This window comes from Sanguibacter sp. Z6_81, assembly GCF_057180625.1.
In genome coordinates, this window is sequence record NZ_JBXUFV010000001.1 from 350,276 (window position 1) to 370,531 (window position 20,256).

The 20,256-nt window shown below is 69.9% G+C and carries 15 protein-coding genes; 4 read left to right on the forward strand and 11 right to left on the reverse strand.

The window, feature by feature from the left end:
* Positions 1–49: 49 nt before the first annotated feature.
* Positions 50–805, reverse strand: coding sequence for a ZIP family metal transporter (locus tag AC2AXK_RS01650; RefSeq protein ID WP_484343590.1), 756 nt, complete (start codon positions 803–805; stop codon positions 50–52).
* Positions 806–1,005: 200 nt separating this feature from the next.
* Here AC2AXK_RS01650 and AC2AXK_RS01655 point away from each other — a divergent pair, with 200 nt between their 5' ends.
* On the forward strand, positions 1,006–2,649 hold the full coding sequence (locus AC2AXK_RS01655; protein WP_484343591.1) for a methyl-accepting chemotaxis protein: 1,644 nt from the start codon (positions 1,006–1,008) through the stop codon (positions 2,647–2,649).
* A 23-nt stretch (positions 2,650–2,672) separates the two neighbouring features.
* Positions 2,673–3,194 (forward strand): GNAT family N-acetyltransferase, encoded by a 522-nt coding sequence (locus AC2AXK_RS01660; RefSeq protein WP_484343592.1) that lies wholly within the window; start codon positions 2,673–2,675, stop codon positions 3,192–3,194.
* A 13-nt stretch (positions 3,195–3,207) separates the two neighbouring features.
* Here AC2AXK_RS01660 and nirD read toward each other — a convergent pair whose 3' ends face one another.
* The 7 genes from nirD to AC2AXK_RS01695 all read right to left on the reverse strand — a co-directional run bounded on the left by nirD (position 3,208) and on the right by AC2AXK_RS01695 (position 14,393).
* Complete coding sequence (gene nirD / locus AC2AXK_RS01665) at positions 3,208–3,651, reverse strand: nitrite reductase small subunit NirD (RefSeq protein WP_484343593.1); 444 nt, start codon at positions 3,649–3,651, stop codon at positions 3,208–3,210.
* The gene (nirB, locus tag AC2AXK_RS01670; protein WP_484343594.1) at positions 3,648–6,239 is read right to left on the reverse strand and encodes a nitrite reductase large subunit NirB; all 2,592 of its coding nucleotides are present in this window, start codon (positions 6,237–6,239) and stop codon (positions 3,648–3,650) included. The genes nirD and nirB overlap by 4 nt, the downstream gene beginning before the upstream one ends.
* A 523-nt stretch (positions 6,240–6,762) precedes the next feature.
* Positions 6,763–7,671, reverse strand: a complete 909-nt coding sequence (locus tag AC2AXK_RS01675; protein WP_484343595.1) for a PIN domain-containing protein — start codon at positions 7,669–7,671, stop codon at positions 6,763–6,765.
* A 20-nt stretch (positions 7,672–7,691) separates the two neighbouring features.
* Positions 7,692–8,678, reverse strand: coding sequence for a ParA family protein (locus AC2AXK_RS01680; protein ID WP_484343596.1), 987 nt, complete (start codon positions 8,676–8,678; stop codon positions 7,692–7,694).
* Positions 8,679–8,902: 224 nt separating this feature from the next.
* Positions 8,903–10,603 (reverse strand): FAD-dependent oxidoreductase, encoded by a 1,701-nt coding sequence (locus tag AC2AXK_RS01685; protein ID WP_484343597.1) that lies wholly within the window; start codon positions 10,601–10,603, stop codon positions 8,903–8,905.
* A complete protein-coding gene (locus AC2AXK_RS01690) occupies positions 10,600–12,984 on the reverse strand; it encodes a molybdopterin oxidoreductase family protein (RefSeq protein WP_484343598.1) in 2,385 nt (794 codons plus the stop codon). The genes AC2AXK_RS01685 and AC2AXK_RS01690 overlap by 4 nt, the downstream gene beginning before the upstream one ends.
* Before the next feature lie 11 nt (positions 12,985–12,995).
* Positions 12,996–14,393 (reverse strand): MFS transporter, encoded by a 1,398-nt coding sequence (locus tag AC2AXK_RS01695; RefSeq protein WP_484343599.1) that lies wholly within the window; start codon positions 14,391–14,393, stop codon positions 12,996–12,998.
* Positions 14,394–14,710: 317 nt separating this feature from the next.
* Between AC2AXK_RS01695 and AC2AXK_RS01700 the strand changes: the two genes are divergently transcribed.
* Both AC2AXK_RS01700 and AC2AXK_RS01705 read left to right on the forward strand, forming a co-directional pair.
* Positions 14,711–15,376 carry a hypothetical protein gene (locus AC2AXK_RS01700; protein ID WP_484343600.1) on the forward strand — a complete coding sequence of 222 codons (666 nt, stop codon included), beginning with the start codon at positions 14,711–14,713 and terminating at the stop codon, positions 15,374–15,376.
* Between the two features lie 269 nt (positions 15,377–15,645).
* Complete coding sequence (locus tag AC2AXK_RS01705; protein WP_484343601.1) at positions 15,646–16,374, forward strand: hypothetical protein; 729 nt, start codon at positions 15,646–15,648, stop codon at positions 16,372–16,374.
* Between the two features lie 6 nt (positions 16,375–16,380).
* Here AC2AXK_RS01705 and AC2AXK_RS01710 read toward each other — a convergent pair whose 3' ends face one another.
* From AC2AXK_RS01710 to AC2AXK_RS01720, 3 genes are all read right to left on the reverse strand, one after another.
* Positions 16,381–18,228 carry a WXG100 family type VII secretion target gene (locus AC2AXK_RS01710; RefSeq protein ID WP_484343602.1) on the reverse strand — a complete coding sequence of 616 codons (1,848 nt, stop codon included), beginning with the start codon at positions 18,226–18,228 and terminating at the stop codon, positions 16,381–16,383.
* A complete protein-coding gene (locus tag AC2AXK_RS01715; RefSeq protein WP_484343603.1) occupies positions 18,204–18,530 on the reverse strand; it encodes a hypothetical protein in 327 nt (108 codons plus the stop codon). Before AC2AXK_RS01715 ends, AC2AXK_RS01710 begins: the two co-directional genes overlap by 25 nt.
* A 132-nt stretch (positions 18,531–18,662) precedes the next feature.
* Entirely contained in the window at positions 18,663–20,216 is a 1,554-nt protein-coding gene (locus tag AC2AXK_RS01720; RefSeq protein WP_484343604.1) for a dihydrolipoamide acetyltransferase family protein, read from the reverse strand.
* Positions 20,217–20,256 lie beyond the last annotated feature (40 nt).

Here is a 20,256-nt window from a genome sequence, read left to right on the forward strand (position 1 = left end):
GACGCCGCGCCGTCGCGACCTGCGACCCGCGGTCCGGGGACCCGCGACCTCAGGTCGCCGGTCCCTGGATCGCGAAGGCGACGAGGAACCCGCAGCTGGCGAGGAGCCCTGTGCTCAGGTGGGTCTCCTCGACGGCCTCCGGCACCATCGTGTCGACGACCATCGTGAGGATCGCGCCCGCCGCGATCGACGTGATGACCGCGATCGTCGTCCCGGAGGCGTTGCCGAGCGCAAGGCTGCCGACGAGGGCGGCCGCGCCGCTGGCGAGCGTGATCCCGCCCCACACGCCGAACACGTAGCGGGCGCTGCGGCCCGACTCCTTCATGCCCGCAGCGCTGGAGAGTCCCTCGGGGAGGTTGGAGATGGCGATGGCGACGAAGACCCCGACGCTCACGCCGTCGCCGTCGAGGAGAGAGATCCCCAGCACGATGGACTCGGGGACACCGTCGATGAGCGCGCCGATCGCGATCGCCAGCCCGCTGCCGAGCTTCTGGCTCTCCGACGGCTGGAGGGCGCCCGCCCGGTTCCGGTTCTCCGCCCCGCGCCGGGCGAGCACGACGTTGAGCACGACGAAGGCGACCGCCCCGCCGAGGAACCCGACCGACGTGGGCAGCAGCCCGCCATCGATGTCGGCCTTGTCGACGAGGTCGAACGCGACGGCCGAGATGAGGACGCCGGCCCCGAACGCCATGACCCCGGCGACGACACGCTCGGGGATGCGGACCACCCACGCGACGACGGCGCCGAGGAGGAGCGTGGATCCTGCGAGCAGCGCCCAGAGGCCCGATTCCACCCAGACCGGCACGGGACCCCCCTTTCCCGACACACTCTTGCGACCAACGGTGGCCCTGCTCGAGCACTCACGCCACATCTGACGCGACCGACGCCGCGGCGTTCACCCGCTGAGCCTCCTCAGCCACGCTCCGAAGCCGCCGATAACCCCTGAGAACGACCTCGGACGCCCGCCTCTCCGCGTCGACGACTCCCGCGTACAAGGACATCAGCATGAGCGAGCCCAGATGCACGTCAGTCACCAGAAGTCACCGAGCGAGATCGTGGCGCGACCTGAGCATCGGGAGCCGGATCGGTCTGGCTGTCGGCACACTCGGAGCGGGCCTCGTCGTCGTCAGCGCCATCGCGCTCACGTCGCAGGCGCGCGTGTCTGCCCTCGATGATGCCGTGACCGCAGCCGTCCACACGCAGAACGCCGTCACCGACGCGAAGTACCAGCTGCTGTGGGCGACGAACTGGCAGAACATCACCGCATGGAACGCCCGGGTCGTCGGCGGCGCACAGGCCGCTGCCGAGGGCGGGGACAACGTCACGACGTACCGGGCGGCTGTCGCCGCGTTCGAGAAGGTCTTCCAGATCGACAGGTCCCTCCTCGCCGAGGAGGGCCTGCAGAGTCTCGCCGCCGTCGAGGACCACTGGCCCGCCATGGTGGCCTACAACGATCAGGTCCTCGACCTGTGGGAAGCGGAAGAGCTCGACTCCGGTGACGCCGTCTCGACCGGTGCGAAGTGGGACATCCACGACGTCGTCACCGTCGAGATGGACGAGCTCGTCGCCTCGGTCGAGGACCGTGTCCGGGAGATCACCGCGCAGCGCGACGAGCTGCAAGCCGCGAGCCGCACGACGACCCTCGCTGTCACCGTCGTCGCCCTGCTCGTCGGGTTGGGACTCGCACTCGTCACGGTCCGCGCGATCGTGTCGGGCATCTGGCGGGTCCGGGACGGCCTCCAGCGCATGGCAGCCAACGACCTGAGCGTGCGGGTCGAGGTCACCGGGCATGACGAGACCGGGCAGATGGCCCTGGCGCTCAACGATGCGGCGGCGACCATCGGCGGCACGCTCGCGTCCGTGGCGTCGTCGGCCGCAGCCGTGGCGGCGGCGTCCACCGAGCTGGCCGTGACGTCTGAGCGGATCGCCGATGCAGCCGAGTCCGCATCCGTGCGCTCCAGCGTCGTCTCTGCCGCGGCCCACGACGTGTCGGGGAACGTCGCGACCGTCGCCACGGGTGCGGAGCAGATGGGCGCGTCCATCCTCGCGATCGCGAGGAACACGAACGAGGCGGCCCGCGTCGCGACGCAGGCGGTCACGAGTGCCGCGACCGCGACGTCGATGGTGCGGAAGCTGGGCGAGTCCTCCGCGGAGATCGCTGACGTCATCAAGGTCATCACGTCGATCGCGCAGCAGACCAACCTCCTCGCGCTCAACGCGACGATCGAGGCTGCCCGGGCGGGAGAGGCGGGCAAGGGGTTCGCTGCGGTCGCCAACGAGGTCAAGGAGTTCGCCCAGGAGACGGCTCGCGCATCGGAGGACATCTCACGCCGGGTCGCGACCATCACCTCGGACACCGCAGGTGCGGTCTCCGCGATCGACGAGATCTCGTCCACCATCGCGAGCATCGACGACTACCAGGCGACGATCTCCGCCGCCGTGGACGAGCAGACGGCCACGACCACCGCGATGTCCCGCGTCGTCGCGGAAGCGGCCGGTGCGTCCTCGGAGATCGCGCTGACCATCACGGGCGTCTTCGACGCCACGGCCTCGACGACCGAGGCGCTGAGCCACACGCAGGACTCGATCACCGAGCTCGCGGCCCTCGCGACCGGGCTCCGCACCCAGGTCGAGCAGTTCACCTACTGACGCCGCTGGGCTACCGTGGCGCGATGCAGCAGCACCCGCCGCCCGTGACCGTCGTGCGTGCCGGCGAGGACCGCTGGGACGTCGTGCGGGGCGTGCGGCTCGCGGCCCTCGCCGACGCTCCGGACGCCTTCCGGTCGACTCTCGAGGACGAGACGGCGTACGTCGAGGAGCGGTGGCGGTCGTGGCTGCGTGCTGCCGCGATCTACCTCGCACTCTCGGACGGCCGGCCCGTCGGTATGGCTGCCGGGACCGTCGTGGACGGTCGGGCGCACGTCGCCGCCATGTGGGTGGAGCCGCAGTGGCGGGGCGGCGCGGCCGGTGAGGGATTGCTGCGTGCCGTGATCGACTGGGCCCGGACCGGTGGGCACACGGAGCTCGAGCTCCGGGTCATGGCCGACAACCCGCGCGCCACAGGTCTCTACCTCCGGCTGGGGTTCCGCGTCGTGCGGACCCGGCCCCTCCTCGCGGACCCCTCGCGCGACGCGCACAGCATGGTGCTGTCGCTGCGCGGCGCACAGGTCCCACACCCTCAGGCGGCGTCGTAGCGGTCCGCGACCGTCATGCGTCGGACGTCGGCGCCGCCCCGACGAGGACGGTGCGGCCCTCGATGCGCACGGGCCACGTGCGCAGATGCTGGGGCTCGGCGCCGACGGCCTCGAGGCACGTGCCCGTGCGCAGGTCGAAGATCTGCTTGTACATCGGGGAGGCGACGGTGGGGATGTCGCCCCGTGTTCCGACGATCCCCCGGGCCATGATGTACGCGCCGCTGAACGGGTCGAGCTGCTGCACGGCGTGCACGGTGTCGTCGGCGAGCCGGAACACCGCGACCTGCTCACCCCCGACGAGGGCGGCCGCGCCACGCTCGGGGGCGAGGTCGTCGAGCCGGCACACGACGACCCACGGCGAGGCTGCGGGTGCGCCGGCGATGGTCACCGTGGAGGTTGCTCGGTCGTCGGCTGCGGGCGTGGTGGTCGGGTCGTCGAGCTGGGCGTCGAGCGTCATGATCGGACCTCCAGGATGGTGCCGGCGATGAGGACGGCGCCGCTCTCGCGCTCCTCGGGCGTCGCCGGGCGGGCCTGGCCGCGCTCGGGGACGTACGCGAAGGACGGGTCGGGCACGTCGGGGGCGTTGATGAAGGCGCCGAACCGGCGCAGCTTCTCGGGGTCGTCGAGGGTCGCGGCCCACTCGTCCTCGTAGTTGTCCACGTGAGCCGCCATGGCGGCGTCGAGGTCGGCGCAGATGCCGAGCGAGTCCTCCATGATCACCTGGCGGACGCCGTCGAGACCGCCCTCGACCTCCTCCATCCATGGCGCGGTGCGCTGCAGGCGGTCGGCGGTGCGGACGTAGTACATGAGGTACCGGTCGATGGTGCGCACGAGCGCCTCGGTGTCGAGGTCCTCGGCGAAGAGCTGGGCGTGGCGCGGCGTGAACCCGCCGTTGCCGCCGACGTAGAGGTTCCAGCCCTTGTCGGTGGCGATGACGCCGACGTCCTTGCCGCGGGCTTCCGCGCACTCGCGGGCGCACCCGGAGACGCCGAGCTTGATCTTGTGGGGTGAGCGCAGCCCGCGGTACCGGTTCTCCAGCGCGACGGCGAGCCCGACGGAGTCCTGCACACCGAACCGGCACCACGTGGACCCGACGCACGACTTCACGGTCCGCAGCGACTTGCCGTACGCCTGGCCGGACTCGAACCCGGCGTCGACGAGCTTCTTCCAGATCGCCGGGAGCTGGTCCATGCGCGCCCCGAACATGTCGATGCGCTGCCCGCCCGTGATCTTCGTGTAGAGCCCGAACTCCTTCGCGACGGCGCCGATGACGATGAGCCCCTCGGGGGTGATCTCACCGCCCGCGATCCGGGGGACGACGGAGTAGGAGCCGTCCTTCTGCATGTTCGCCATGACATGGTCGTTGGTGTCCTGCAGGGCGGCCATCTCGCCCGCGAGCACGTGCTCGTGGCCGGTGGAGGCGAGGATGCTCGCGACGACGGGCTTGCAGATGTCACACCCACGCCCCCGCGTCCCGTGCCGGGCGATGATCTCGCTGAAGGTCCGCAGCCCGGTGACACGGACGGCGTCGAACAGCTGGGCGCGGGACAGGTCGAAGTGCTCGCACAGCGCCTTGGACACCTCGACGCCCGACTTCTCGAGCTCGGTGGTGACGATCTTCTTCACGAGCGGCAGGCAGGACCCGCAGCTCGTGCCCGCCTTGGTGCACGCCTTGACGCCCGGCAGGTCCGTGCAGGCGTGCTCGGTGACGGCACCGCGGATGGTGCCGGCGGAGACGTTGTTGCAGGAGCAGACGTTGGCGTCGTCGGGCAGGTCCGCGCCCGCTGCCGGTGCGGAGCCCTCGGGGAGCAGGTAGGCGCCGGGGTCGCCGGCGAGCTCGCGGCCGACGAGCGGGCGCAGGCCCGCGAAGGCGGACGCATCGCCGACGAACACGCCACCGAGGAGGGTGCGGGCGTCGTCGGACAGCACGAGCTTCTTGTACAGGCCGGCGACGGGGTCGGCGTAGACGAGCTCCATGGCGCCTGCGGTGCGGGCGAACGCGTCACCGAAGCTCGCGACGTCGACGCCCTGGAGCTTGAGCTTGGTCGCCGTGTCGGCGCCCGGGAAGGTGGCTTGCCCGCCGAGGAGGCGGTCGGCGACGACCTCGGCCATGGCGTAGCCGGGGGCGACGAGGCCGATGCAGCGGCCCTCGATGCACGCGACCTCGCCGACGGCCCAGATGTGCGGGTCCTCGGTGTGGCAGCCGAGGTCGACGACGGCGCCGCCGCGCGCCCCGATCTCGAGACCGGCGTCGCGGGCGAGCTCGTCACGGGGCCGCACCCCGGTGGCGAGGACGACGACGTCGACGTCGAGCCGCCCGCCGTCGTTGAAGTCGAGCCGGCCGACGTGACCGGTGCTGCGTGCGGGCTTCATCTCCTTGGTGCCGGTGCTCACCCGGACCGCGATGCCCATGCCGTTGATGAGGCGTTTGAGCGCCTCGCCACCACCGAGGTCGATCTGCGCGTCCATGAGGTGGGTGCCGAACTGGATGACCGTGGGTGCGGCGTCGAGAGCCTTGAGCGCACCGGCGGCCTCGAGGCCGAGGAGGCCGCCGCCGATGACAGCGCCGCGGACGGGGCGGTTGAACCGCGTGCGCTTCTCCTCGACCCAACCGCGCAGGGCGGCGACGTCGTCGATGGTGCGGTAGACGAACACGCCCGGCAGGTCGGCGCCGGGGATGGGCGGCACGGCGGCGTTGGAACCGGTGGCCAGGATGAGCTCGTCGTAGTCCCACACCCGGCCGAGGCGGTCCGTGACCTGCCGGGCGTCGCGGTCGATCGCGTCGATCTTGCAGTCCCGGACGATGGTGACGAGGGGGTCGTTCCACAGCTCCGGGTCGCCGAGGTTGAGCTCCTCGGGGTCCCGCGCGGAGAAGTACGACGTGAGGGCCACGCGGTCGTAGGGGTACCGGGGCTCCTCCGCGAAGAGCGTCACACGGTAGGCGCCATCGGTGTCGCGGGCGCGCAGCGCCTCGACGAGACGCTGGGCGACCATGCCACCGCCGACGACGACGACGTGCTTGCTGGGTGCGAGTTCCTGGGCCATGCCCACAACGGTAGGAACCGCTGATTTCTCCCGGTCACGCCGGGAGTTTCCCTGCCGTAACGGTTCTCTCACTCCTCACGGGGGGTGGGTGTGAGGTGTGCGGCCCCGCTCCTTACGACGGATCGTTAGGATCCAAAGCCGATACCCACCGCCAATCAACCACCCCCACCTTCGCGAGCGGATGATCAGCTACTTGACACTCTTCCGCATATCCTCGTGCGGCCACCGGCGCTTCAAGTAGCTAACACTCGCGATCGCGAGCCACGATTGGGCATTTTTCCGCATGCTTGATCTCATAAAGCGATTTGCCTCCGCACCCCTCGGTGAGCACGTCCGAGCCCAAGCCGTCGCCCTCTCAAATCACCAGGAACTCCACTCGAGCCCTGTGGCGACAGAAACGCGACCGCCAAAATCAAGAGTCATCCCGCGGCAGAATTCTCGGTCCATCAAAGGCCTACCGGCGAAGTCGCCCTCACGGGCCCTCTGGAACGCGCGCATTTATACCACCGCCTAAAATCACCTCCTACGAGAAGCGCACATCGGTCAACTCCACATCCGTCCTCCCGAAGTCCCCTCCCGTCGGGTCGAAGGGAACCCAAGACGCGAAGCCCGCAATAAAGAATGGGGATATAGAGTCGGACCCGTTCAATGCAACACTCCCGCTTACACGCATTATTCCCTTGGAATCGATAACGTAGGCCCGCGGAGTGGTTAGATTCGAGAACGCTACGTCCGCCTCCACAACCTCATTGATATCTACGTCCTCATGACCCTCACGCCCGATGAGTCCCAGAACCGCGTCACGCACCCCTGCTTCAAGAATTCGACCTGCGTCCACCTCGCTGAACGACGGCGCCACAATGTTGTCGGCAACAGCGCTCACCAGCAGGTTCGCGTTCGAATAGTAAATGACGCTACCCGACAGCCCTTCCGCCTCGCGGGCTAGATGCGGATGAAGGCTGTTTCCGGCGCCAAAATCGCGCGTATTCTCAGTCACCACTGAGACTTCCGCCCCAGAGCCAGCGAGACGCAAAGCCGTAAGCCAAATTAGCGAATCACGGCCGCCCCGCCCCTCTCGGGCAGGCATCACTCGTTGCGCCTCACGCACGAGCGCCTGCAAAGCATCCTCTCCGTTCGCTGGTATCACCGAGAAGTAGTCACGTAGTTGCCGCTCCCAGCTGGCACTAATTTCTTCCGGTCCAGGCAGATACAGAGGCTCCATCTCGACTATACGCGATAAGCGTTGATGACTATCGAGTAGCGTCTGCGACCAATCGGCGGCCTGCACACGACGCATATTTACGCTTTCGTGCAGCACGATCTCTGGAATCGCCAGCGTCATAGCCTTGGTTTCGCAGACCTTCTTGAGCGACTGCCAGAAAAGCGTCTCGAACCCCCCCTTGTTGGGCAGGATATTCGTGTCTATGAGCACAATCGAACCATTGGACATCATTAGCCCAGGCGTTGGATAATCGAGGCGCCCAACCGTTCGAAATCGGATAGCGTGTCACGTGCGCGGATATACTGCGCGCCACGCGCCTCTGCACCAGATAGCTCGAATATCGCCGAATTGCTGTCCTGTGCACGCGGAACGAGACTACTCAAGTTGCGCACCTCGCCAATCTGATGCGGCGCTGGCGGAACAGGAATCCCGGCATCTTTCAGACGCCGTACAATTTCGTTCTCGTACATCTGAGGGATATCCTCGAGCCAGCGCTGGAAAGCCGCGGCCGGGGCGCTTCGGTAACTCGCAAACTGCTGGCTGATGTAACCGAGAGGACGCGGCCGTCCTTTGAAAATTGCACCCTCTTCGAAGTCCTCGACTACCTTCGTCCTCTGGCCCGAGGCGTACGCTGCGTCCCAGTCCGCGATCCATCGTTCAATGCTTGCCCCTACACTCGGGAGAGCGGTTAGAGAGAAAAGATCTGGTGACAATGGTACGACAAAGCCATCGGAGCCAAGCAGAACGACACGATTGAGAGCGCCAACGCTCGGACCGAGGTCTACGAACGCATAATCAGCGTCTACCGTAGCGGCTGCGGCCTTAATGATTCGATGGATCGCAACAGTACGCTGAAACCCTTGGTACTGACCACTGAAACTATCGTTCCACGCCTGAGGCAAGAGCGCTTCGAATTCACTGAGTTGAATGCTGCCCGGTATAATCCACGCGTTGTCCCGAATCTTCTTTGGTTCCATCTGCACAAAATCTCCGGTGCCCCGAATCACCGGCACGAGCTGGTCGTACAGTGTGCGCTTTCCACTAACAGCACTTTCGTAGTCATCGGCCCTCAGTGCGGCGCCAGTCAGGTTCGTCTGCGCATCCGCGTCGATCAATAGGACCTTGGAACCCTGGCGGGCCAGCGCAAGAGCGACATTGAAAAGCAGAGTGGTCTTGCCGACTCCGCCCTTGTGGTTAAAGAACGAGACGATTTCCACGGGGAAGTACCTTTCGGTCGGCCTCGATCAGTCGTAGCCCGCGAGCGGTGGGCCGCGGTCTTCCTGGTCGATCAGTTTCGTGAGTCGGCGGTGTCGGAGCCGATCCTATGCGCAAAGTCACACACCTACCGCAGATATGGCATACGTGACTGCGCGGACGCGTTCGAGCAGCCCTCTAGGCGCTATTCGACCCTCCGCGGGTCACGCGTCAGGCAGGTGCGGTGTCAACGACGCAACCTGTGAGGTGCGTCAGTTCCCGAGCCGCCGTCCGGTATGAACGCCGTGAGCCAGTTCGCAAGCCCGCAGACGAGGTCCTTGCAGCCGCCGCAGCCCGTGGTCGCGCGCGTCGCCTTCGCGATGGCCTCGACGGTACGGGCGCCGTGCTGCCAGCAGTCGACGATGTCGCCCTTGCTCACGCCGTTGCAGCGGCACACGGTAGTGCGGTCGGGCATGTTCGTCGGGTTCGTCGCGGTGGCCGCGGCCGACGCGACGGGTTGGAGCAGGAGGTACGCGGGATCGGACGGGACGGGGGTGCGGCGCGTGTAGGCGGCCGTGAGGTCGGCACCGATCTGTGGGGCGCCCACGCACATCGCGCCGACGATGAAGCCGCCAGAGACGACCACCTCAACGTGGCGCCCGGCCCCGGGGTCGGAGAGGCGGACCGCGCGGTTCCGGGGGTCCTGGGGGCGGCGCGCCCCACAGACGCCCATCGTCACGACGTCGAGGCCTGCTGCCTTGAGCCGCACGACGTCGGTTCCGCGGGTGGCGTCGTCGGGCGCTCCCCCCGGCGCCGGCCGCGTCACGACGTTCATGCTCAGCCGCAGCGCCATGCTCGGGCGGTCGAACCGCAGGCCCCCGAGCCGGACGAGGCCGAGCCGGCCCTCGTGGGCGGCCCGCACCGTGAGGTGGTCGGCGAGGCGCCGGGACTGGTCCCAGCCCTGCGCGATGAGTCCGGTCGATCCCTCCGGCGGTTGAGCGCAGTCGCCGATCGCGAAGATCCGCGGATCCGCCGGACTGACGAGCTCCGCGGTGACGACGACGCCGCGGTCGACGGGGAGCCCGGCGGCCGTCGCGACGCCCGACTCCGGGACGGTGCCGCACGCGAGGACGACGAGCCCGGCGTCCACGACCTCGTCGCTCGCCCCGCCGTCGGCGGTCGTGGTGACGACCCGCACCCCGGTGACCCGGCCGTCGGCCACGAGCACCTCCTCGGTCCGCGCACCCGTCCGGTGCGCAACACCGAGGGACGCGAGGGTCTGTGCGGCGACCTCACCGGCTGCGGCGTCGAGCTGGCGGTCCATGAGGCTCGCCCCGCCGTGGATGACAGTCACGGCCAGCCCGCGACGCGCGAGCCCGCACGCCGCCTCGAGGCCGAGCACGCCGGCGCCGATGACGACGGCGCTGCGGACGTTCACGGTCGCGGCGACGATCTCCCGCGCGTCGTCGAGCGTGCGCAGCGCGTGCACCCCGGCGGGGAGCCCGCTGTCCGGTTCGAGGCCGGCGATCGCGGGGATCCGGGCGGCGGACCCGGTGGCGAGGACGAGGGCGTCGTACGGGTGGACGGTGCCGTCGGCCGCGAGGACACGACGACCGGCACGGTCGATGTGCACCGCCTCCGCGCCGCGGTGCACCGTCGCGCGCTCGTGCGTGAGTGCCGGCAGCGCGAGGGAGGCGACGTCGATCTTCCCCGCGACCACCTCGCTGAGCAGCACCCGGTTGTACGGCTCGTACTCCTCGGCGCCGAGGACGGTCACGCGGAACCGGGCCTGCTCCCCCGCGCCGTCGCGCGCGAAGAGGTCCTCGACGAACCGGGACCCGACCATGCCGTTGCCGATGACGACGACCTCGCTCAGCGTGGGCGTGGCGCCGGGGGCAGCGACTGCGCCGCCGGTCGGTGCAGCACCCGCGGGTGGGACGACGCTCATGACGGAACCCTCTCGAGGTCGGGCGACCCGGCCAGCGGGTCGAGGACGGGCATTCCTGCCGCGCTAACGTCCACGGCGCACACCTTGAACTCGGGCATGCCGGAGATCGGGTCGGTCGCGTCGGTGGTGATGCGGTTGACGCTGCCCGTGCCGCTCCAGTGGAAGGGCATGAACACGGTGTCGGGGCGGATCGTCGTCGTGAGGCGGGCGGCCGCGGTGATGGCCCCGCGGGACGACTCGAGCCGCACGGAGGAGCCGTCGTCGATGCCGAGGCGCTGGGCGAGGACGGGGTGGATCTCGACGAACGCGTCGGGCACCGCGCGGTGCAGCTCGGCCACCCGGTGGGTCTGCGCGCCCGACTGGTAGTGCTGCAGCACGCGCCCGGTGACGAGATAGATCGGGGCGCCGGGTCGCACGTCGTCGCTCGGCCCGACGTGGTCGACGGTGACCATCCGGGCGCGACCGTCCGGCGTCGGGAAGCGGTCGAGGAACAGGCGCGGGGTGCCCGGGTGCAGCGCGGGGGTCGAGCCGACGTCCGTCCGCGCAGCATGGATCGCGACCGTCGCGGAGGCGGGAGGCATCGCGGAGGCGGGAGCCTCTGCGGGGCACGGCCAGAAGAGGTCGGGCTCGGCGTCGAGCCGGGCGTGGCTGAGGCCCGAGTAGTCGGCCGGTCCGCCAGCACTGGCGCGGGCGAGCTCGTCGAACACCTCGGCAGGGTCGGTGTCGAAATGGACGGGTGACCCCATCCGGACCGCGAGGTCGGCGAGGATGTCGAGCTCGGACCGCACGTCGCCGGGCGCGGGCAGGGCGCGGCGTCGGCGGATCACCCGGCCCTCGAGCGACGTCATCGTGCCCTCCTCCTCCGCCCACTGCGTCACTGGCAGCACGACGTCGGCCAGCCGCGCGGTCTCGGACGGGACGAAGTCGCAGACGACGAGGAAGTCGAGGGCCTCGAGGTTCGCGACGACCTTCCGGGAGTTGGGCGCGCTGACGACGAGGTTGGACCCGTGGACGAACAGCATCTTCGGGCCCGCGGGCTTCCCGTCCTCCGCCGGCGCGGACAACCGCCGCAGCAGCTCGACGGCGGGCAGCCCCGGACCGGGGATCGTCGCGGGGTCCACGCCCCACACGGCCGCGACGTGCTCGCGCGCCGCCGGGTCGTCGATCTTGCGGTACCCGGGGAGCTGGTCGGCCTTCTGTCCGTGCTCGCGCCCGCCCTGCCCGTTCCCCTGACCGGTGATGGCGCCGTACCCGCTGCCCACGCGCCCGGGAAGGCCGAGCGCGAGCGCGAGGTTGATCGCGGCCGTGACGGTCGCGGTGCCCTGCGTCGACTGCTCGACCCCACGGCCCGTGAGGATGTAGGCGCCGGTACCCCCGTGCAGAGGGCTGGCAGCTGCGAGCAGCCGGGCGGTCCGGCGCAGCTCGTCCGCGGCCACCCCGCACACCTGCTCCGCGCGCTCCGGCCACCAGGCCGCGGCGGACCGGCGCACAGCATCCGCCCCGGTGGTCCGCGCCGCGACGTACGCGGCGTCGGCGAGACCCTCGGCCCACACGACGTGCAGCAGGGCGAGGAGCACGACGAGGTCCGTCCCGGGCACGGCCTGCAGGTGGATGCCCCCGCCGTCCTCGGTGAGCACGGCCGTCGCGCTGCGCCGCGGGTCGACGACGACGAGCCCACCCCGCTCCCGGGCACCGGCGAGGTGCTGCACCGACGGCGGCATCGTCTCGGCGAGGTTGCTGCCGAGGAGCAGCACGGCCTGCGCGCCACCGAGGTCGGCGAGCGGGAACGGCAGCCCCCGGTCGACGCCGAACGCCCGGTTGGCGCCCGCGGCCGCGCTCGCCATGCAGAACCGGCCGTTGTAGTCGATGTTCGCGGTCCGCAGGACGGTCCGGGCGAACTTGCCGAGCGCGTACGCCTTCTCGTTGGTCAGCCCCCCGCCGCCGAACACCGCGACCGAGTCCCGGCCGTGCTCCGCGGCGATCTGCTGCGCGCGAGCGGCGACGAGGTCGAGCGCCTCGTCCCACGTCGCGGCGTGCAGCTCGCCGTCGGCGCCCCGGACCAGCGGGGTCGTGATCCGGTCCGGGGTGCCCAGCACGCTCGCGCTCGTCCAGCCCTTCTGGCACAGCCCACCCCGGTTGGTCGGGAAGTCCCGCCCCTGCACGACGACCGGCAGCGCGGCCAGGGTCGCCGTCGTGCCCGGCAGGGGCGTACCCGGCGACGACGTCTCCGGCGTCGTCGAGCCCGCGGGCGTCGCGCCCGGGAGCGTGCCGGCACCGCCGGCGGGCCGCTCCAGGCTCATGGCGCACTGCAGGGCGCAGTACGGGCAGTGCGTGGAGGTGGGCTCAGCCGGCGGTGCCGCCAGGCGGGACTGCTGGGTCATGGACGATCCGCTCAGATGCTCTGCGCCGACATCGCGGAACCGCGCCGCTGGTACACGGCCCAGACGGTGAGGCTCATGACGAGGTAGACGCCGATGAACGCCCACAGCGCCGGCACGAGGCTTCCGGCGAGGTCGTTGGAGACCGCGAAGCCGCGCGGGATGAGGAACCCGCCGAACGCGCCGATCGCACCCGCGATGCCGATGCACCCGGCTGCGGCCTTGCGCGCCTTCGCCCGCGCGTCCGCGTCCGTGACACCGACCTGGAACACCGCCGGGATCATCCGGTACGTCGACCCGTTCCCGATACCCGTCGCGACGAACAGCACGAGGAAGGAGCCGAGGAACAGGCCAAAGCTGTGGCTGTCCAGGGCCTGGATCGCGCCGAACGCACCGACGGCCATGACGACGAACGCCGCGATCGTCACGCGGGCCCCACCGATCTTGTCGGCGAGGATCCCGCCGTACGGGCGGGCGAGGGACCCGACGAGCGCGCCGAGGAACGCGATGGACAGCGTCACCTCGGGGAACTGGCCCTTGAGCAGCGTCGGGAACGCACCGGCGTACCCGATGAAGGAGCCGAACGTGCCGATGTAGAGGAACGAGATGATCCACGTGTGGCGGTTGCGGGTGGCAGCCGCGAACGACTTGTAGTCGGCGCGGGCGGAGGTGAGGTTGTTCATGTACTTCCACGCGAGGAACGCGGCGAGGAGGATGAACGGCACCATCATGAGTCCGGCGCGCTCGAGCGCGATCCCTGCGCCGGCGACGATGACGAGCGGCACGGCGAACTGGACCGCGGCCGTGCCGAGGTTGCCGCCGGCAGCGTTGAGGCCGAGCGCCTTGCCCTTCTCCTTCTCCGGGTAGAAGAAGGAGATGTTCGCCATCGACGAGGCGAAGTTGCCACCACCGACGCCGGCGAGCATCGCGATGACGAGCAGCACCCCGAACGACGTGTCCGGCCGCTGCACCGCCCACGCCAGCGAGAGCGTGGGGAGCAGCAGGAGCAGCGCCGAGATGATCGTCCAGTTGCGGCCACCGAAGAGCGGGACGGCGAACGTGTACGGGATGCGCAGCGTCGCACCGACGAGGCTCGGTACAGCGATGAGCCAGAACTGCTGGTCGAGCGTGAGGGCGAAGCCGGCGGCCGCGAGCTGCGGGACGACGATGCTCCAGGTCGCCCACACCGCGAACCCGAGGAACTCCGCGAACACCGAGATCCAGAGGTTCCGGGTGGCGATCTTCTTGCCGCCGTCGTTCCAGAACGTCGTGTCTTCCGGGTCCCAGTTGTCGATCCACCGGCCCTTGCGCACGTGCGCGACCGACGTCGTGTGCTGCGGCTCGGACGATACGTCCGTGGCGCTCCGGGTGTCCGACGCCGAGCCCGGCGTGGTCGAGGTGGGAACAGTCATAGCGGCCTCCTGTGAGCGCGGCCCGAGTCGTCGAGCGCTCCCAGCAGGCTATGAAGTGCGTGTTTCGCCCCGATGCGTCGGGGAGTTAATCGACCGTAACCTTCTCGGCACACACCGGTGCCACGCGTTGTGAGAACGGGACGGTCGTGCCAGGAGGCCGGGCGCCGAGGACGTCGCGCGGTTCGTGCCCGACATCGGGGCAGCCGGGCGCCGGTGAGCGACGGCGCGATCGCGGACACGATTGTGGGCAGATGTCCCCATAGCGCGGTCCGGGTGCTCATGCGAGGGTAGTGCGCCGCAGCCCGAGAGGAAGTCCCGTGACGCAGGTCCGCACCGCAGTGAAGATCGCGTCCGCCACCCTGGTGTGGGGTGTGCTGATCGCGGGCTGTTCAGGCGACGACGCGGACGACGAGCCGACGACAGTGCAGTCAGGCGGAACCGCACAGTCGCCCACGCAGGAGCCGACGACGGAGGCGCCCGTCGAACCGACGACTCCACCGCCGGTCGACGGCGTCGTCGACCTCAGCGATCCGGCAGCGGGGATCGTCTTCACGAACCTACCCGACGCAACAGGCCCGGAGGCAGCGGCCGTGAACGCGTACCTGGCCTTCGAGGTCGCGTACTGGGAGTCCCTCAAGGCCAACGTCGTCTCGGATGCCCTCCCGGGGCTCGCGACAGCCAACGCTCTGAATGTGGTGTCCGAACGGGTGGCCTTTCAGACGACGCAGGGCTTCACGTTCGGTGGCACGGCGCGCTCTTCTGTGCGGGTCGACATCATCCAGGAGGATTACGCGGTGATCAGCGCATGCGGCAGCGACGTCGACGTCACTGCGATCTATTCCGATGGGACGGTTCGGGCGTTCGACGGGGAAGCAGCCCCGACGTTCCGCAGGAACGCCGAGCTCGCGGAGCTCGAAGGGACATGGTTCGTGCAGGAGTACTGGATCGACGAGGAAGCCTGCTCCGTCGAGGACGCAGCATGAGCAGCCGTCACCCCTCGCTGGTAGGTCTCCTCATGCTGACGATGGGCGCGGCACTGTCACTGACGTCAGCTCCTGCGGTCGCTGCTGAACCCGCAGGATCATGTCCCTGGAACGGATGCTCCGACGGCCAGGCGGCTGAGGGTTCGGTCTCGGTCACGGTGAGTGGCACGGGGACGCGCGCGGGCTCGGGAAGCTTCACCGTCGAGACCCGGGCTGTGACCGTGCAACCGACGTGCTGGTTCCAGAAGAGTCCCTGGACAGGCGTGAAGATGGACGAGTTCGCCACGGCCACCGCGAACCATCCCGGAATGACCTACCTGCCGGACGGGGCGGTGTACGGGCCCGATCTCGCGCCCGAGCGGATCGCGGAGTTCGCGACCGACGCCGAGGGCGTCTGGTACTACGCGAAGTGCTCCGGGAGGAACTTCTCGGGTGAGTGGGATGAGTTCGATGCCGTGCGCAACGCGTACCTGGCCAGCAACGACTGGCTCTTCGTCCCCGCCGGTGTGGCGCCGCCCGTCCCCGAGGTCCCGGTCGAGACACTCATGGAGATCGCCTTCAGGCAGGTCGCGCTCCCCGATCCCGAGGTTGAGTGGAATCCGCAGCTGAGGGGCAATGCCGCGACGATCGTCAACATGGACACGTGGGTGTGGTTGGTCGATCCCGCACAACAGCTCGAGGTCACAGCGACGGCCGGCGCGAACTCGGCGACCGTCTATGCCACCCAGCAGACCATGACGCTGAGCGCTCCGAGCGCTGACACCGCGGTGTGCCAGGGGTCTGGCGTGGAGTGGACCCCTGCCGCGCAGGGCGAGTGCTCGATCGTCTTCACCCGGTCGAGCGCGAACCAACCTGACCTGAGGACACCGCTGACGGTGAGCACAGGATGGGCCACGCGGTGGTCCGGCAACGGGGTCGACCGCGGCGCGCTGGAACCACAGACCATGACGTCCGTGGTCGGGATCCCGGTCGCGGAGATCCAGACCACCATCACCTGACCGCCATCACCTCACCGCCGTCGGCTCCAGCGTGTAGACGTGGCCCTGGGCGTCGAGGATGACTGTCTGCTGCTCCGTCCATGAGACCTCGAGGTCGTACGGCTCCTCGATGTCGAGGGTGAGGAGCTCGCTGGCGCCGTCCTGCCACGACCCGGGCTCGAACGTCTCTCCCGGCTCGATGCGGTCCGTGTACGTGTGCTCGACCTCGAGCGTCACCGCGAAGCGCCCGTCCCCGATCGGGACGACGCTCGTCGAGCCAGCATGGGTGAGATCGCCTGTGTCGTGCTCGAGATGGGCGGAGTCGGCCGGTCCGGCGACGGCGTCGTGCGTGGGGAGCGCACCGAGCCGGTCTCCCAACGACGGCCTCCCCGCCGGTGCGTCAACGGGCCCGGCACTCTGCACGCCCCCGTCCGGCGTGGCGTCTGTGGTGGCCCCGCTCCCGGGCGCCCCCGAGGTCGCTGAGGCGAACTCCCCGACGCTCGCACCGGTCCGGAGGTAGGCACCGACCGCATCACGGCAGGCATCGGTCGACCCTGTCGTGACCCGGTCCTGGAACCCGGGGTCGCTGAGCATGTACTCGGTCCACCGTGCATCGTCCGTGACGGTCCACGTCCCGTCCGAGACGTCACGGACGGCCAGCTGCTCGGTCACCCACCGCGCGTCCGGCGCAGGCGTCTGTTCGCTGCTGTCGACGGATGCGCTGTCCGTCGGCTCCGCGGGCGCCACGGTCTCCGAGACGGACGTCTCGAGCGTGGGCACCTCGGCCTGGAGCTCAGGCACCTCGAGCTCCTCGAATCGCATCTCGGGGCGCGGGGGCGGGACGGATCCCCCACCGGGAGCGCCGCCTCCCCCGCCACCACCGATGGGGCCACCTCGGCCCCCGCCGCCACCGACCGGGCCCCCTGGACCCCCACCACCGATGCCGCCGGGGGGCGGCCCCCCAGGACCGGGCAGCGTCTCGTCGTCGAGCGCACCCCAGGCGCCGTCCACCGCGACGTCGAGCGCTGCGTACGCCTGCTCGGCGGTGGTCTGGAAGGCTGTGCGAGCGGTGACGGCGTCGGCGATGTGACGTTTGAGGTCACCCCTGGCCACGTTGATCGCTTCCACGTCCGCGTCGCGGGTCGCGGCGACCTCCCTCGCGAGCGCGGGGCAGCCGCAGTCGACCGGCACCGGCTCGGACAGTGTCGGCGGAGACCAGGGCGAGTCCGCGCTCTGCCGGTACATCGCTCCGGCTCCCCCGGACGAGTTCCACGGGGGCACAGCCGGTGGGTCGTCCCGGTTGGCCTTGACGTTCCAGTCGATTCCCCGGCACGTCGAGCACGAGGGCATCGGCCGGTAGGCCATGATCCCCTGGAACGTCGCCTCGTTGTTCTCTCCCACGGCCCAGCCCCCGCGACCGACACTGCTGTACTGGATCGGCGACGACGGCGAGTGCATCTGGCCCCCGCTCCGCACGTGCGCGGCAGCGTCACCCGCGTCCAGCACCGAGTCGACGAGGTCCCGGATGTACGTGATCGACTGGACGAACGTCGTGTACCCGCCGACCATCGTGTCGAGTGGCGCGACGAGGCTGTGTACGGTCGCGGCGGCAGTCCGGCCCACGGTCCTGAAGGCGTCCGCATCGGTTCCCGACCAGGAGTGCACGGTGTCGTTGACCGTCGTGCGACTGTCGGTCGCGATGGTGGACAAGGTGTCCTTCAAGGACGTGAAGTTCGCAGAGACGGTCCCGATCTGTCCCAGGTCGGCCGTGATGAGGAGCTCCGAGGAGCCGCAGTCCTCGAGAGCGACGTCGAGCGCGTTCCAGAGCCGCGCTCCGTCCCAGGGGTTGATCATTCCGGAGAAGAGCGAGGCCATGAGGGCCGCCCTCCTGCCGTCGAGAAGGCGCTCGCGGTCACGTGGTCCTGGTCGCTGTGCGACTGGAGGTTCCGTGTCACGTTGGTCGCGAGGTCGGTGAAGTCCGTGGCCAGCGCGGCGACCCGTGCCGCGACCTCCACCTTGAACGTCCTCGCAGCGGTCGTGGCGGCGGCGTCCCCGTAGTCGCCGACGCCGGGGTCGATGATGTGGACCGCCGCCGCCAGGTCCGTCGCGTGCGACGTGAGCCGCACGGCGGTGTTGGAGACCTCGTCGTACACGAGGCCGATGCCGCTGTCAGTCATTGCTCTGAACCTGTCTCGCGATCACACCGATGGGTATGCCGGGAGTCTAGGACTCGTGCAAATCACCACACACCCTCCGCCATGGGGACGGGTACCTCTCCCCATGGCGGACCGGCGTCGCGCGCTGGGCGCTCACCCCCAGACGAGTCCCTGCGCCGGCTCCTCGAGCACCGCGGCGACGTCCGACAGGAACCGGGCGCCGAGAGCGCCGTCGACGAGGCGGTGGTCGACGCTCAGGGCGAGCTGCGTGATGTACCGCTTCTTGATCTTGCCCTTGTGCACCCACGGCTGCTCCCGGATGGCGCCGAACGCGAGGATCGCGGCCTCGCCGGGGTTGAGGATCGGGGTCCCCGTGTCGATGCCGAAGACACCGACGTTGGTGATGGTGATGGTGCCGTCGCTCATGTTCCCGACGGTCGTCCTGCCTGCCCGCGCCGTCGCGGTGAGCTCGGCGATCGCGTGCGCGAGCGCCTTGAGCCCCAGGCGGTGCGCGTCCTTGATGTTGGGCACGACGAGCCCGCGCGGGGTCGACGCGGCGATACCGAGGTTGACGTAGTGCTTGTAGACGATCTCCTGAGCGTCCTCGTCCCAGCTCGCGTTGACCTCCGGGTGCCGGTTCACCGCGAGGAGCAGCGCCTTCGCCGTGATGAGCAGCGGCGTGACGCGCACGTCCGTGAACTCCCGGTCCTGGCGCAGCCGCTCGACGAGGCGCATCGTCTTCGTCACGTCGACGGTCTGGAAGACGGTGACGTGCGGCGCGGTGAACGCGCTCGAGACCATCGCCTCGGCCGTGCGCTTGCGGACGCTGCGCACCGGCACCCGCGTCTGGCGCCCGTCGGACGAGACCTGGCCGGACGCGAGCCACGGGGCGTCGTCGTCCACGTACGTGGCGAGCACCTTCGGCTGCGCCTGCGCGCTGTAGGCGAGGACGTCCTCGCGGGTGACGATCCCGCCGGGACCCGTCGCGTGGACGCTGGAGAGGTCGATGCCCATGTCCCGGGCGAGCTTGCGGACCGGCGGCTTGGCGCGCACCGCGAGCGTGCCGGGACGCGGAGCCACCTGCGTCACGGACTGCACCTGCGTCGGGGGGGCCTTCGCGACCGACGGCTCGACCGGCCCGGGTGCCAACCGTGCCGGGCCAGCGAGTGCGACCGGGTGGGTCTCGGCGACAGGCTGGAGAGGTGCGGCGGGCACCTCGTCGGCGGGTGCTGCGTCGGCCGCCGCCGCGTAGGCCGGTGCGGCCTGCTGAGCGCCGGTCGCGGTGTCGGGCTTCGCGTGGCGCGGTCGCCGCTGGCTTCCGGGCGAGGAGACGCCGTACCCGACGAGGACCGCTCCCCCGCCGCTCGCGTCCGCCGCGGCTGCGTGGGCGGGAGCCGACTCCTCCGAGCCGGTGCCCCCGCTGCTCGACGCGGCCGGCTGCTCGGGTGCCGCGGCGCCGTCGGGGTCCGTGTCGATGACGATGATCGGCGCCCCGACCTCGACGACCATGCCGACCGGGGTGAGGATCTCGGAGACGACGCCCGTGTGCGGCGACGGCAGCTCGACGAGCGACTTCGCCGTCTCGATCTCGACGATCGTCTGGTTGACGATGACCCGGTCGCCGACCGCGACGTGCCACGTGACGATCTCGGCCTCGGTGAGGCCCTCGCCGGCATCCGGCATCGTGAACTGCTCGAACGTCGGCATGACACTCCTTCGGCAACGCGGGTCAGGTCAGGCTGTGGGC

Bases quoted from the DNA above. Each gene is read 5' to 3' on its own strand.
- AC2AXK_RS01690 (WP_484343598.1), bottom strand. From the start codon at position 12,984: ATGACCCAGCAGTCCCGCCTGGCGGCACCGCCGGCTGAGCCCACCTCC.
- AC2AXK_RS01715 (WP_484343603.1), bottom strand. From the start codon at position 18,530: ATGACTGACAGCGGCATCGGCCTCGTGTACGACGAGGTCTCCAACACC.
- AC2AXK_RS01705 (WP_484343601.1), top strand. From the start codon at position 15,646: ATGGACGAGTTCGCCACGGCCACCGCGAACCATCCCGGAATGACCTAC.
- nirD (WP_484343593.1), bottom strand. From the start codon at position 3,651: ATGACGCTCGACGCCCAGCTCGACGACCCGACCACCACGCCCGCAGCC.
- AC2AXK_RS01685 (WP_484343597.1), bottom strand. From the start codon at position 10,603: ATGAGCGTCGTCCCACCCGCGGGTGCTGCACCGACCGGCGGCGCAGTC.
- AC2AXK_RS01655 (WP_484343591.1), top strand. From the start codon at position 1,006: ATGAGCGAGCCCAGATGCACGTCAGTCACCAGAAGTCACCGAGCGAGA.
- AC2AXK_RS01695 (WP_484343599.1), bottom strand. From the start codon at position 14,393: ATGACTGTTCCCACCTCGACCACGCCGGGCTCGGCGTCGGACACCCGG.
- nirB (WP_484343594.1), bottom strand. From the start codon at position 6,239: ATGGCCCAGGAACTCGCACCCAGCAAGCACGTCGTCGTCGTCGGCGGT.
- AC2AXK_RS01660 (WP_484343592.1), top strand. From the start codon at position 2,673: ATGCAGCAGCACCCGCCGCCCGTGACCGTCGTGCGTGCCGGCGAGGAC.
- AC2AXK_RS01710 (WP_484343602.1), bottom strand. From the start codon at position 18,228: ATGGCCTCGCTCTTCTCCGGAATGATCAACCCCTGGGACGGAGCGCGG.
- AC2AXK_RS01720 (WP_484343604.1), bottom strand. From the start codon at position 20,216: ATGCCGACGTTCGAGCAGTTCACGATGCCGGATGCCGGCGAGGGCCTC.